The organism is Kribbella sp. NPDC050281 (assembly GCF_040655855.1).
Classification (GTDB): domain Bacteria; phylum Actinomycetota; class Actinomycetes; order Propionibacteriales; family Kribbellaceae; genus Kribbella.
In genome coordinates this window covers 170,142-181,730 of sequence record NZ_JBFAKS010000015.1, presented here as the reverse complement: position 1 = coordinate 181,730, position 11,589 = coordinate 170,142, and the positions used below count along the sequence as shown (strand labels likewise).

The 11,589-nt window shown below is 68.0% G+C and carries 12 protein-coding genes; 1 reads left to right on the top strand and 11 read right to left on the bottom strand.

Annotated elements, in window-relative coordinates; translation table 11 throughout:
• The first annotated feature begins 128 nt into the window (after nt 1-128).
• A complete protein-coding gene (locus tag AB0I34_RS18780) occupies nt 129-3,092 on the top strand; it encodes a glycoside hydrolase family 2 TIM barrel-domain containing protein (RefSeq protein WP_360446565.1) in 2,964 nt (987 codons plus the stop codon).
• Nucleotides 3,093-3,099: 7 nt separating this feature from the next.
• Here AB0I34_RS18780 and AB0I34_RS18775 read toward each other — a convergent pair whose 3' ends face one another.
• The 11 genes from AB0I34_RS18775 to AB0I34_RS18725 all read right to left on the bottom strand — a co-directional run bounded on the left by AB0I34_RS18775 (nt 3,100) and on the right by AB0I34_RS18725 (nt 11,508).
• The gene (locus tag AB0I34_RS18775; protein ID WP_131356041.1) at nt 3,100-3,531 is read right to left on the bottom strand and encodes a DUF2550 domain-containing protein; all 432 of its coding nucleotides are present in this window, start codon (nt 3,529-3,531) and stop codon (nt 3,100-3,102) included.
• A gap of 98 nt (nt 3,532-3,629) precedes the next feature.
• Nucleotides 3,630-4,034, bottom strand: a complete 405-nt coding sequence (locus tag AB0I34_RS18770; RefSeq protein ID WP_131356043.1) for a F0F1 ATP synthase subunit epsilon — start codon at nt 4,032-4,034, stop codon at nt 3,630-3,632.
• A gap of 1 nt (nt 4,035) precedes the next feature.
• Nucleotides 4,036-5,490 carry a F0F1 ATP synthase subunit beta gene (atpD, locus tag AB0I34_RS18765; protein WP_360446564.1) on the bottom strand — a complete coding sequence of 485 codons (1,455 nt, stop codon included), beginning with the start codon at nt 5,488-5,490 and terminating at the stop codon, nt 4,036-4,038.
• Nucleotides 5,491-5,495: 5 nt separating this feature from the next.
• The gene (locus AB0I34_RS18760) at nt 5,496-6,407 is read right to left on the bottom strand and encodes a F0F1 ATP synthase subunit gamma (protein ID WP_360446563.1); all 912 of its coding nucleotides are present in this window, start codon (nt 6,405-6,407) and stop codon (nt 5,496-5,498) included.
• A gap of 6 nt (nt 6,408-6,413) precedes the next feature.
• Entirely contained in the window at nt 6,414-8,051 is a 1,638-nt protein-coding gene (atpA, locus tag AB0I34_RS18755; protein ID WP_360446562.1) for a F0F1 ATP synthase subunit alpha, read from the bottom strand.
• A 101-nt stretch (nt 8,052-8,152) separates the two neighbouring features.
• Nucleotides 8,153-8,950 (bottom strand): F0F1 ATP synthase subunit delta, encoded by a 798-nt coding sequence (locus AB0I34_RS18750; protein ID WP_360446561.1) that lies wholly within the window; start codon nt 8,948-8,950, stop codon nt 8,153-8,155.
• Nucleotides 8,950-9,519 carry a F0F1 ATP synthase subunit B gene (locus AB0I34_RS18745; RefSeq protein WP_360446560.1) on the bottom strand — a complete coding sequence of 190 codons (570 nt, stop codon included), beginning with the start codon at nt 9,517-9,519 and terminating at the stop codon, nt 8,950-8,952. The genes AB0I34_RS18750 and AB0I34_RS18745 overlap by 1 nt, the downstream gene beginning before the upstream one ends.
• A 31-nt stretch (nt 9,520-9,550) precedes the next feature.
• On the bottom strand, nt 9,551-9,775 hold the full coding sequence (gene atpE, locus AB0I34_RS18740) for an ATP synthase F0 subunit C (RefSeq protein WP_131356058.1): 225 nt from the start codon (nt 9,773-9,775) through the stop codon (nt 9,551-9,553).
• An 82-nt stretch (nt 9,776-9,857) separates the two neighbouring features.
• Nucleotides 9,858-10,640 (bottom strand): F0F1 ATP synthase subunit A, encoded by a 783-nt coding sequence (atpB, locus tag AB0I34_RS18735; RefSeq protein WP_360446559.1) that lies wholly within the window; start codon nt 10,638-10,640, stop codon nt 9,858-9,860.
• A gap of 97 nt (nt 10,641-10,737) precedes the next feature.
• Nucleotides 10,738-10,953, bottom strand: a complete 216-nt coding sequence (locus AB0I34_RS18730) for a hypothetical protein (RefSeq protein WP_360446558.1) — start codon at nt 10,951-10,953, stop codon at nt 10,738-10,740.
• Between the two features lie 90 nt (nt 10,954-11,043).
• Nucleotides 11,044-11,508: a hypothetical protein gene (locus AB0I34_RS18725; RefSeq protein WP_360446557.1), complete on the bottom strand. Its 465-nt coding sequence runs from the start codon at nt 11,506-11,508 to the stop codon at nt 11,044-11,046.
• Nucleotides 11,509-11,589 lie beyond the last annotated feature (81 nt).

Sequence of the window (11,589 nt, the reverse complement as noted above, 5' to 3'; positions counted from 1 at the left end):
GGCAAGGCGGAGGAGGAGAGCAATGCGGAGCATTGCGCGACGACGACAACGCCGCCAGCGGGCGTCTGGGGCGCCGCTAGACGTGCCAACGCCCCTCTACGAGCCACCTACCGCATCGGAAGGTTCGAATGACCTACTACGAAGACCCTGGACCTGGGTACGGCGTACTCGCTCCGCGGGCGGCGATCCGGACCGACGCACCGTCGATCAGCCTGAACGGGAACTGGCGGTTTCACCTTGCGGAGTCGGTGGCCGAGGCGCCGGATAGGTTCGAGCGGGACGACTTCGACGACTCGGAGTGGGCCGTTCTTCCGGTGCCGTCCAGTTGGCCGATGCACGGGCACGGGCGGCCGGCGTACACGAATCAGGCATATCCGTTCCCGGTCGATCCGCCGTACGTCCCGACCGAGAACCCGACCGGCGACCATCGGCTGGTGTTCGAGCTGCCGCCGTCGTGGAGTGGTCCGACGGTACTGCGCTTCGACGGCGTCGACTCGTGTGCGCGGGTGTGGCTGAACGGGGTGGAGCTCGGGGTGACCCGCGGGAGCCGGGTGCCTGCCGAGTTCGCGGTCGGTGACGTACTGCGGCCGGAGCGGAACGTACTCGCTGTCCGCGTGCATCAGTGGTCGTCCGGGAGTTATCTCGAGGATCAGGACATGTGGTGGCTGCCGGGGATCTTCCGCGACGTCACGCTGATCTCGCGACCGGCCGACGGGGTCGGCGATGTCTTCGTGCACGCTGACTACGCGGATGGTGCCGGGATCCTCAAGGTCGAGGCCGGGCCGGGCGGGGTGGTGCGTATCGCGGAGCTGGATGTCGAGGCGCCGGTCGGTCGGACGCTGACGATCCCGGGAGTCGAGCCGTGGTCGGCGGAGGTGCCGCGTTTGTACGACGCCGTCGTGGAGACCGCCGGTGAGAGCGTCGCGTTGCGGATCGGGTTCCGCACGGTGGCGATCGTCGACGGGGTGCTCACGGTCAACGGCCGGCGAGTGCTGTTCCACGGGGTCAACCGGCACGAGCACGATCCCGTGCTGGGTCGCGTCGTACCCGAGGAGCGGCTGCGGCAGGAGCTGCTGGTGATGAAGCAGCACAACATCAACGCGATCCGGACCAGCCACTACCCGCCGGACTCGCGGCTGCTGGAGCTGTGCGACGAGCTCGGGTTCTGGGTGATGGACGAGTGCGACTACGAGACCCACGGCTTCTTCCTGCTGGACTGGCGCGGGAACCCGGCCGGCGATCCGCGCTTCCTGGACGCGTCGGTGGACCGGATGCGGCGGATGGTCGAGCGGGACAAGAACCACCCGTGCGTGGTGATGTGGTCGCTGGGCAACGAGGCCGGGATCGGCCGGAACCTCACGGCGATGGCGGAGTGGACGCGGGAGCGGGATCCGTCGCGGCCGCTGCACTACGAAGGTGATCCGAGCTGTGCGGACGTGGATGTGTACAGCCGGATGTACGCCGCTCATGCCGAGGTCGAGGAGATCGGGAAGCGGGCCGAGCCGCCGCTGGACGATCCGGTGCTGGACGCGCGGCGGCGGGCGATGCCGTTCGTGCTGTGCGAGTACTCGCATGCCGGAGGCAACGGTCCTGGTGGACTGCCGGAGTACGAGGAACTGTTCCACCGGTACGAGCGGTGCCAGGGCGGATTCCTCTGGGAGTGGATGGAACACGGCATCCTGCGTCCGGACGGCACCTACGCGTACGGCGGTGACTTCGGCGAAGAACTGCACGACGGCAACTACGTCCTCGACGGCCTCGTCTTCCCCGACCTCACACCCCAGCCCGTCCTCCTCGAGGTCCGCAAGGCCTTCGAGCCCGTCCACCTCACGATCACCGCCAACACCCTGCACCTCGCCAACCGGTACGACGTCCTGGACACCTCACACCTGTCACTCCAGTGGTCAGCTGCGGACGAAGGCGAGGTCATCGCCCGAGGAACTCTGGACCTGCCGACGATCCCAGCAGGCGGCGAGGCAACCGTCCCGCTCCCCTCGATCACCGCGCCGATGCAGAACCGTGAACGCTGGCTGACGGTCCGCGCAGTACTGAACACCGACACCGCCTGGGCATCCACGGGCCACGAGATCGCCTTCACCCAATCCCGACTGAACGCCACCGCCCATCCCCAGACCCGACTAGACGCCACTGCCCATCCCCAGCCCCGCGCCGCCGCCCACCCCCATCTGATGGGTCAACCCACGGGACGGTGGGTTGACCCATCGGAATCCGGTGGGCCAACCCACCCTCTGATGGGTCAGCCCATCAGACGGGGCGGGCCGGAGGGCGAGGTTCGGCTGGGGAGTGGGCGGTTCTGCGGGAGGACGGGACGCCTGCTCGGGTTGTCCGGCTGGGACGTGGTGCACGTGCCGTTGGAGTTGTGGCGGGCGCCTACTCAACATGACGCCCGGACGTGGGACGCGACGACGCGAGATCGGAAGGCGCGGTGGGCTGCGGCCGGGCTGCATCGGTTGCGGTACCGGACGGTGTCAGTGGAGCCGGCCGGGGACGAACTGGTCGTGGTGACGATGGTCGGCGCCGCGGCCACAGACGCTCGGGTGCTCACGACGTACCGCTGGAGTTCGGACGGCGACCGGGTGACCGCTGACGTCGAAGTCGAGCCGGTCGGCGAGTGGACCGTGCCGTGGGCGCGCCTCGGGGTGACGTTCGGCCTGCCAGCAGGGTTCGACCGCGTGACCTGGTTCGGGCTCGGCCCCGGGCAGGCGTACCCGGACTCCCGGGCGGCCGCACGGGTCGGCCGCTACACCTCGACGATCGACGACTTCCAGGTGCCGTACATCTATCCCCAGGAGAACGGCGCACGCAGCGACGTCCGCTGGGCCGAGTTGTCCGGGACCGCCGGGAAGCTCACGCTGACGGCCGAGCCGCACCTGGCCCTGACCCTCCGCAGATGGACCCTCGCCGAACTGGCAGACGCCGGGCATCGAGAAGACCTGGTGCCCACCGATCAACTCTGGATGACCCTGGACGCCCTCCAGCACGGCCTAGGCAGCCCGACCAGTGGCGCGCCGATCCTCCCACCCCACGACCTACAACCCCGCCCCCACCACTTCCGCTTCAGCCTCGGCTGAGCAGGGGTCAGTGGTAGGTCTGGCTGCTGGGTGGGGCGGACTCTACCCAGGCCAGTACGCCGGTGAGGGCTTCTTCGGTCATGGCGAAGTGGACCGTGCGGTCTTGGAGGGCGGCGTCGACTATGACGTGGCCGGCGTACGTGACGAGGGGCTCGTTGCCCATCGGGCGGCGGGTGGTGATGCCTTCGAGCTGGCGGCGGTTGACGACGAGCTTCGGCCACCAGACCAGGCTGAAGACCCGGAACCACTGCAGTTCGTCACCGACGTAGCGGGCCAGGCCGAGGGCCCAGCCGCGACCGTGGTCCTTCTCGGCCAACTGCAGGCTGCAATCGAAAGTGCCGCCGTCCCTGGACAACCAGCGACGGCGGCACGCGAACGCGATGATCAGCAGTACGGCGGCAAGCAGACAGACCCCGACGACATCGAGGACTGTCCTCATACCTTGCCGACCTCATTCCCGGTGCCCGATAGCGTACTGCCCCGGGCACCCCGGAGAACCGTACTGTCAGTGACGATGTTCGATTATGGCAGGTACCGTCAGGCCGTCTTCTCGGCGGCCCTCACCCGGGCTTCGGCGAGGCGGACCTCGTCGGAGTCGGCATCGGTCTCGCTGCCGGTCGCCAGCGCTTCCTCGAGTTCGCGCCGGGCTTCCTCGAGGTCGATGTCGTGACCCATCTCGGCGTTCTCGGCCAGGATCGAGACCCGGTCGTTCGCCACCGAGATGAAGCCGTCCGGCGCGGCCGCGACGAAGTACTCGTCGTCGACGGTCCGCACCTGGACGGTGCCACCCTGCAGCAGGCCCAGCAGCGGCGCGTGGCCGGGCAGGATCCCGACGTCACCGTCCGTGGTGCGGGCGATGACGATCCTGGCCTGACCCTGCCACACGGTCCGCTCGGCCGCGACCAGCGCGACCTCGAGGTGCTTGGCAGATTCGTCGGCCATGTCAGTTTTCCTTCTGCAGCTCGGCCCACTTGCGCTCGACGTCCTCGAGCGAACCGACGTTGAAGAACGCCTGCTCGGCGATGTGGTCGCACTCGCCTTCGGTGATCTTCTTGAACGACTCGATGGTGTCCTTCAGCGGCACGGTGGAGCCCTTGATGTTGGTGAACTTCTCCGCCATGTAGGTGTTCTGGGAGAGGAACTGCTCGATCCGGCGCGCCCGCGCGACGGTGATCTTGTCCTCTTCGGACAGCTCGTCCACACCGAGGATGGCGATGATGTCCTGCAGTTCCTTGTTCTTCTGCAGGATCTGCTTCACCCGGACGGCCACGTCGTAGTGCTCCTGGCCGATGTACTGCGGGTCGAGGATCCGCGACGTCGAGGTCAGCGGGTCGACGGCCGGGTACAGACCACGCGACGCGATGTCACGCGACAGCTCGGTGGTCGCGTCCAGGTGGGCGAAGGTGGTCGCCGGCGCCGGGTCGGTGTAGTCGTCCGCGGGCACGTAGATCGCCTGCATCGAGGTGATCGAGTGACCCCGGGTCGAGGTGATCCGCTCCTGCAGCACACCCATCTCGTCGGCCAGGTTCGGCTGGTAACCCACCGCGCTCGGCATCCGGCCGAGCAGCGTGGAGACCTCGGAACCGGCCTGGGTGAACCGGAAGATGTTGTCGATGAAGAGCAGCACGTCCTGCTCCTTGACGTCGCGGAAGTACTCCGCCATCGTCAGCGCGGACAGCGCGACCCGCAGCCGGGTGCCCGGCGGCTCGTCCATCTGACCGAAGACCAGCGCGGTGTCCTTGAAGACGCCGGCCTCCTCCATCTCGTTGATCAGGTCGTTGCCCTCACGGGTCCGCTCGCCCACACCGGCGAACACCGACGTACCACCGAAGTTGTGGGCGATCCGGTAGATCATCTCCTGGATCAGCACGGTCTTGCCGACACCCGCACCGCCGAACAGGCCGATCTTGCCGCCCTGCACGTACGGCGTGAGCAGGTCGAGCACCTTGATGCCGGTCTCCAGCATCTCGGTCTTGGACTCGAGCTGGTCGAAGGCCGGCGCCTTGCGGTGGATCGGCCAGCGCTCGGCGATCTCGAACTCGGACTCGTCCTGGTTCAGGCACTTGCCGGTCACGGACCAGACCCGGCCCTTGGTGACGTCGCCGACCGGAACGGAGATCGCCGAGCCGGTGTCGCGCACCTCGACGCCGCGGACCAGGCCGTCGGTGGGCTTCATCGAGATCGCCCGGACGATGTTGTCGCCGACGTGCAGCGCGACCTCGAGGGTGATCGTCTGGGTCACGTCGCCCAGGGTGATGTCCACCTCGAGCGCGTTGTACATGTCCGGCATCGCGTCCGCCGGGAACTCGACGTCGACGACCGGGCCGATCACCCGGGCGACGCGACCGACGGCAGTCGAACCGGCCTCGTTGTTCTTCTCGGTAACCGTGGCAGTCATCTCTCTCACTCGCTCCCGGCGTTCGCGTCGGCCAGCGCGCTGGCGCCACCGACGATCTCGCTGATTTCCTGGGTAATTTGGGCCTGACGGGCCTGGTTGAGGTCCCGCGTGAGCTTCTCGATCAGGTCCTGCGCGTTGTCCGTCGCCGACTTCATCGCCCGCTGCCGGTTGGCCAGCTCGGAAGCGGCCGCCTGCAGCATGCAGTAGTGGATCCGGCTGGCGACGTACTTCGGCAGCAGCCCGTCGAGCACCTCTTCGGCGGACGGCTCGAACTCGTACAGCGGCAGTACGTCGTCCGCCGCCGGCGCCTCCTCGCCCTCGACGACCTCCAGCGGCAGCAGGCGGATCACGTCCGCGCGCTGGGTCAGCATCGACACGAACCGGGTGAAGACGATGTGGATCTCGTCCACGCCGCCCTCCTCGGTCGGGGTCAGGAAGGCCTCGATCAGCGCGTCGGCGATCTCCCGCGCACGGGCGAACGACGGAGCGTCGGAGTCACCGCTCCACGACTGAGCGACCTCGCGCTGCCGGAAGGTGTAGTACGCGATGCCCTTACGGCCGCTGAGGTACGGGACGACCTCTCGGCCGTCCTCGCGCAGCAGCTGGTTCAGCCGCTCCCCTTCACGGATCACGTTGGCCGAGTAGGCCCCGGCCTGACCGCGGTCGGAGGTGATCAGCAGCACCGCGGCCCGCTTCGGGTCGGGCTTCTCGGTGGTCAGCGGGTGGTCGACGTTCGAGAACGTCGCCACCGCCGACACGGCACGGGTGAGCTCACGCGCGTACGGACCGGCCGCCTGGGCGCGCTGCTGCGCCTTGACGATCCGGGACGCCGCGATGAGCTCCATCGCCCGGGTGAGCTTCTTGATCGTCGAGACCGAGGCCTTGCGATCGCGTAGCTCCCGCAGATTGGCTGGCACGGTCGATCAGCCCCGCTTCTGCCGGACGATCTGCTCCTGCTCGACGTCCGCCTCGTCCATCGCCTCGGCCTCCGCCTCGGTGCCCAGCAGGGTGCCCTCGGAGGTCTGGAAGGTCGGCTTGAACGCGTTCAGCGCCTCGGTCACGGCCTGGGCCGAGTCGTCGTCGAACAGACCGGATTCGCGGATACTGTCGAGCACCTTGCTCTCCCGGCGCAGGTAGTCCAGGAAGTCCCGCTCGAAGCGCAGTACGTCGTCGACCGGAACCTCGTCGAACTTGCCCGTCGTACCGGACCAGATGGAGACGATCTGGTCCTCCACCGGGTACGGCGAGTACTGCGGCTGCCGGAGCAGCTGGACCAGCCGCTGACCTCGGTCGAGCTGCCGGCGGGAGGTGGCGTCGAGGTCGGACGCGAACATCGCGAACGCCTCCATCGCCCGGAACTGGGCCAGGTCGATCTTCAGCGAGCCGGACACGTTCTTCATGCCCTTGACCTGCGCGGCGCCGCCGACCCGGGACACCGAGATACCGACGTCGATGGCCGGCCGGATGTTGGCGTTGAACAGGTCGGACTGCAGGAAGATCTGGCCGTCGGTGATCGAGATGACGTTGGTCGGGATGAACGCCGACACGTCGTTGGCCTTGGTCTCGATGATCGGCAGACCCGTCATCGAACCGGCGCCGAGTTCGTCGGACAGCTTCGCGCAGCGCTCCAGCAGGCGGCTGTGCAGGTAGAAGACGTCACCCGGGTACGCCTCACGGCCCGGCGGGCGGCGCAGCAGCAGCGACATCGCGCGGTACGCCTCGGCCTGCTTGGTGAGGTCGTCGAAGACGATCAGCACGTGCTTGCCCTGGTACATCCAGTGCTGGCCGATGGCCGAGCCGGTGTACGGCGCGACGTACTTGAAGCCGGCCGGGTCGGACGCCGGGGAGGCGACGATGGTGGTGTACTCCATCGCGCCGGCCTCTTCGAGCGCACCGCGGACCGCAGCGATCGTGGAGCCCTTCTGGCCGACCGCGACGTAGATGCAGCGGACCTGCTTCTTCGGGTCGCCGGACTCCCAGTTCGCCTTCTGGTTGATGATCGTGTCGACCGCGATCGCCGTCTTGCCGGTCTTGCGGTCACCGATGATCAGCTCGCGCTGACCACGGCCGATCGGGATCATCCCGTCGATCGCCTTGATACCGGTCTGCAGCGGCTCGCGGACCTCCTGGCGGTCCATCACGCCGGCCGCCTGCAGCTCCAGCGCACGGTCGCCCTCGAGGTCCTTGATCTCGCCCAGGCCGTCGATCGGCTTGCCCAGCGGGTCGACGACGCGGCCGAGGTAGCCCTCGCCCACCGGCACCGACAGCACCGAGCCGGTCCGGCGGACCTGCTGGCCCTCCTCGATCCCGTCGAACTCACCGAGGACGACGACACCGATGTCGCGGACGTCCAGGTTCAGCGCGATGCCCCGGGTGCCGTCCTCGAACTCGAGCAGCTCGTTGGTCATCGCCGAGGGCAGGCCCTCGACGTGCGCGATACCGTCACCCGCGTCGACCACGGTGCCGACCTCTTCGCGGGCCGCCTCCGCCGGTTGGTACTCGGTGACGAACCGATCCAGGGCGTCCCGGATCTCCTCCGGCCTGATCGTGAGCTCAGCCATTGTGTTCCTGCTTCCTTGACCCTGCTGGCCTGTTGTGGCTCTAAAGGCTTTGCTGTATTTGTCGAGGCCCCTAGCACCATGTGTCATGTCGTTAAGGGGGTTCAGCCCGCGATGCGCCGTTGCGCTTCGTCGAGCCTGGCCGCGATGGTTCCGTCGATCACTTCGTCGCCGATGTCCACCCGCACGCCGCCGACCACGTTGGGGTCGACGATCACGTTCAGCTGGATGTCCCGGCCGTACTGACGGCCGAGTGCCTCGGCCAGCCGGGTGCGCTCGGCCTCGGAGAGGTCGGTCGCGACCCGGACGGTGGCGATGCTGGCGTTGCGCCGGGCCGCCGCGGCGACCTGGTAGGACCGCAGCGACGCCGCGAAGCTCCGGCCGCGTCCGTCCACCGCACGCTCGGCCAGCCGCATCGTGGCGGCGTCGGCCTTGCCCTGCAGCAGTCCGGCGAGCAGCTGCTGCCGGGCCGTGAGCGGGATGTTGTGGTCGCTGAGCTTGTCGCTCAGCCCCCGCTCCACCGCGACGATCCGGTCCAGCCGGAACAGCTCGTCCTCGACATCGTCCAGCTTGCGCCGGGTGTCGGCGTACGCCACCTCGGCCTCGACACTGAGCTGGTCCAGCGCGTCCGCGAGGTCGCGGCTGCTGACCCAGCGGCCGGCCACGGCGGTGGTCAGAACCTCCTCCGCCGGGGTGGAGATCTTCCCGCCGAGCAACTGCCGGACCAGCGCGACGCGGGCGTCCCGCGGCCGGGCCGGGTCGGTCAGTGCGCGCCGGAGCGCGCCCGTGCCGTCCAGCAGCTTGGCCACCGAGAACAGCTCGGCGCCGAGCTCATCGGTCACCGTGACACCCGCCAGGGCCTCCCGGGCCTTGGCGAGTGACTCGTTCGATGCGCCGCGCATCAGCCGTCCGTTCCGACGGCCTGACGTGCGGACTCGGAGGCCTCTAGGTCGGCCAGGAACCGCTCGACGGTGCGACGCTGACGCGCCTCGTCCTCGAGCGACTCCCCGACGATGCGGCCGGCCAGCGTGGTCGCCATCGTGCCGACCTCGGCCCGCAGCGAGGCCACGGCCTGCGCCCGCTCGGCGTCGATCTGGGTCCGCGCGTGCGTGACGATCCGCTCGGACTCGGCGTTCGCCTGCTCACGCATCTCCGCGATGATCTGCGCACCCTGCTCACGCGCGTCCTCGCGGATCTTCGCCGCCTCCTGCCGGGCCTCGGCCAGCTGTGCGTTGTACTTGTCCAGAGCCGCCTTCGCCTCGGCCTGGGCCTGCTTGGCCGCATCCATCCCGCCTTCGATCGCCTGGGTCCGATCGGCGTACGCCTTCTCGAACTTGGGCACGACGACCTTGGCGAAGGCGATGGCCAGCAGGATCAGGAAGACGAAACCGAAAATGATCTCGGCGGTGTGTGGCACCAGCGGGTTGACTTGCTCACCCTCCGCGGCCAGCGGTAGCACCTTCGTCAACATGTCTGAATCCTGTCAGTCGGAGGAAAGTAGCTCAGGTACGGAAGACGAAGGCGAGCGCGATACCGATGATCGCCAGCACCTCGGTCACGCCGAAGCCGATCCATGCGATCGACTGCAGCTTGCTCTGCGCCTCCGGCTGCCGCGCGGTGCCGTTGATCACGGCGGCGAAGATCAGGCCGACGCCGACGCCCGGGCCGATCGCGGCGAGGCCGTAACCCAGTACTGCGATGTTGCCGGTGATGTCGAGTGCGGTCATTGCAGTGTGTTCCTTTCGGTACGGATAGCGGCTATCCGGATTTCCGTTACTACGGTCTGTGGGGCGGTGCAGGTACTGCGGATCAGTGCTCCTCGGCGATCGCGCTGCCGATGTACTGCGCGGTCAGCACGACGAAGATGTACGCCTGGATGCACTGGACGAACAGCTCCAGACCGGCGATCGCGAGGCCCATCAACCAGGTCACGACGCCGACGCCGGCCAGCGCGATGTTGCTGGTCTCGAAGACCAGGTACTCGCCGCCGAGCACGAAGACCAGGAGCAGGATGTGGCCCGCGAACATGTTGGCGAACAGCCGCAGGCTCAAGGAGACCGGCCGGACCAGGATGTTCGAGATGAACTCGATCGGGATCATCAGCGGCAACAGCCAGACCGGCACACCGGCCGGCATGGTCTGGAGCTTGAAGTAGCCCCAGACGCCGTGCCTCCTGATCCCGACCCCGTTGTAGATCACCCAGGTCATGATCGCCGCCGTGTACGCCCAGCCGATGTGGCTGAACGTGGGGAACTGGACCAGCGGGACGGTCGCGGCGACGTTGTTCAGCAGGATGAAGAAGAACAGGCCGCACAGGTAGGGCACGAAGCGCATGTACTCCGCGCTGCCGATGGCGTCGCGGGCGATCGAGTTGCGGACGAAGTTGTACCCGAGCTCACCGGCGAACTGCAGTTTGCTCGGCACGATCGCCGCCTTGCGGGACGCACCCCAGAAGAACCAGACGATCACGACGACAGTCAGGGCGGACACCAGCACCGGCTTGGTGAACCAGTCCACGCCGTCGATGATCGGCGGAAGGTCGAAGCTTTCGGGACCGGGCGGGTTGAACTCGGTCGGAACGCCGGCAATCACCGGGTCTCCTCTCGCGTCGTGCTCAAGTCGGACGCCTTGTGGCTAAGGGCAGGGCGGCTCAGGGCATGGCGGTCAACAACGTCAGACCCGGCAGGGGTCAGGACCGCGACCCGTACCGGAAGTGCAGCAACAAAACGGTGAGCCCGGCACCGAGGACGATGCCCACCGGGAGTAAGAACTGGGTGCCCAGCAGGCGATCCAACCCGAACCCGATGGCGCCGTACAGGGCGACACCGCCGATCAAGTAGGACAGGACCCGCCAGCCGTCGCCCGCATTGCCGGGTGATGGCTTCGGATCCTCGTGCTCGCTCATTGGCACCCGAAAGGTACCAGTCCGTGACACGCCCGGTCACATCGGCTCCCGTAACCCCCACCACAGCAGGGGAATCATTACCCAAGGTGGTCATGCGGTCACCTCGCCGTCGAGGTCATAGATCGGGATGCGCAGCCGCGACCAGGCCCAGATCTCGCCGGCCATCCAGCCCATCACGACCACCAGTGCGGAGATCCCGAGCACGGTCAGATTCACATGCCGGGCCAGGCCGTCCGAGCTCAGCGCGACCGCGAGCAGGCCGCCGAAGATCGCGATCCGGCCGGTGTACGACGCCATCGCGACGGCCAGTTGCATCGTCGGGGAGGTCCGGCGGGACAGGTGCAGCGCGACCAGGCCCGCGCCGGAGAAGACGACGACCATCAAGAACCCCAGCAACGCGCCCCACAGGCCGGGCAGACCGGCCGCGACAGCGGACACCGCGGCCGTGTTGACGCCGACCACGAGCGCGGCGATCAAAGCGCCACGCAGCATTGCCAGCGCCGGGTGCCGAGTGGCCTGGCCGGCGACTTTCGGGCTGTGAGCCGAGGGAGCCATCTGCTGGTTCCGTCCTGCTGGCGACCGGGTCTCGCGGCTCGGTCGTCGGGTGGGCGGGGTCAGGGGTGTCGCTGTTCTTTG

Excerpts from the sequence above, each read along its gene's own strand:
- AB0I34_RS18780 (WP_360446565.1), top strand. The coding sequence starts at position 129 with ATGACCTACTACGAAGACCCTGGACCTGGGTACGGCGTACTCGCTCCG.
- AB0I34_RS18775 (WP_131356041.1), bottom strand. The coding sequence starts at position 3,531 with ATGAGGACAGTCCTCGATGTCGTCGGGGTCTGTCTGCTTGCCGCCGTA.
- AB0I34_RS18770 (WP_131356043.1), bottom strand. The coding sequence starts at position 4,034 with ATGGCCGACGAATCTGCCAAGCACCTCGAGGTCGCGCTGGTCGCGGCC.
- atpD (WP_360446564.1), bottom strand. The coding sequence starts at position 5,490 with ATGACTGCCACGGTTACCGAGAAGAACAACGAGGCCGGTTCGACTGCC.
- atpA (WP_360446562.1), bottom strand. The coding sequence starts at position 8,051 with ATGGCTGAGCTCACGATCAGGCCGGAGGAGATCCGGGACGCCCTGGAT.
- AB0I34_RS18750 (WP_360446561.1), bottom strand. The coding sequence starts at position 8,950 with ATGCGCGGCGCATCGAACGAGTCACTCGCCAAGGCCCGGGAGGCCCTG.
- AB0I34_RS18745 (WP_360446560.1), bottom strand. The coding sequence starts at position 9,519 with ATGTTGACGAAGGTGCTACCGCTGGCCGCGGAGGGTGAGCAAGTCAAC.
- atpE (WP_131356058.1), bottom strand. The coding sequence starts at position 9,775 with ATGACCGCACTCGACATCACCGGCAACATCGCAGTACTGGGTTACGGC.
- AB0I34_RS18730 (WP_360446558.1), bottom strand. The coding sequence starts at position 10,953 with ATGAGCGAGCACGAGGATCCGAAGCCATCACCCGGCAATGCGGGCGAC.
- AB0I34_RS18725 (WP_360446557.1), bottom strand. The coding sequence starts at position 11,508 with ATGGCTCCCTCGGCTCACAGCCCGAAAGTCGCCGGCCAGGCCACTCGG.